This is a genomic window from Clostridium oryzae (assembly GCF_002029235.1).
GTDB classification, from domain to species: domain Bacteria; phylum Bacillota; class Clostridia; order Clostridiales; family Clostridiaceae; genus Clostridium_AE; species Clostridium_AE oryzae.
Map to the genome: position 1 here is coordinate 1 of NZ_MZGV01000169.1, position 750 is coordinate 750.

1 protein-coding gene is annotated in these 750 nt (G+C 36.7%); it reads right to left on the minus strand.

Annotation, left to right across the window (positions count from 1 at the left end; genetic code table 11):
• Positions 1–750 (minus strand): DDE-type integrase/transposase/recombinase (locus CLORY_RS22895; protein ID WP_079428905.1); only part of this gene is annotated, 750 nt, incomplete at both ends.

Genomic DNA, 750 nt, shown 5'->3' on the forward strand with positions numbered 1-750 from the left:
CACCGTAGTATTTACTATCAAAATATATATGTAGAACCTCAAGGTGAAAGGGATTGTAGTGAACTTCAATTTTTTTGCCTACCAGAGCACCATCTACCTCATAGGTATTTCCCTCAAAGGATATAACGCCATATTTAGTTACAGTTCTTTCACAGCAATGCATAAAGATTTCATCAAGCTGTACAGGTGAGAAATATCTTAGTTTAGCGCCTTCAGAAAGTGACTTCTTCCATCTTTCAACAGGAGTAGAATTTATGGAAGTATGAAACTTTTCATGGTATTCATATTTAAGCCAGGCTTGAAAAAGATCATTAAGCTGAATTATGTTTGAGACCTTGTTTTTTCTGACTTCAGGAAGAAAAGAACTCTGTACAAACTTCCAGAACACCTCAATTTTTCCTTTCCCAGCTGGATGATACGCAGTTGCGTATTTTAAGGTAATTCCGAGCTTTGCACATATTATTTTAAACTGCTCAGATATATACACCTTGCCATTATCGACGTATAGAGAATTAGGAGCACCAAACTTAATGACAGCTTTCTGAAGACAATCTTCAAGCCTGGTAAGTGTAGCATCAAAGTAAAATTGACAATGGAGAATTCTCCGGCTGCGATCATCGATGAATCCAATAAGATAAACCATACGACCATTGCCCTCTGAATCCTTAAGATAGCAAGCTTCCATGATATCACTCTGCCACATCTGATTAATGCGTTCTTTTTCATGTTTAAAATATACCCTGTTATCCT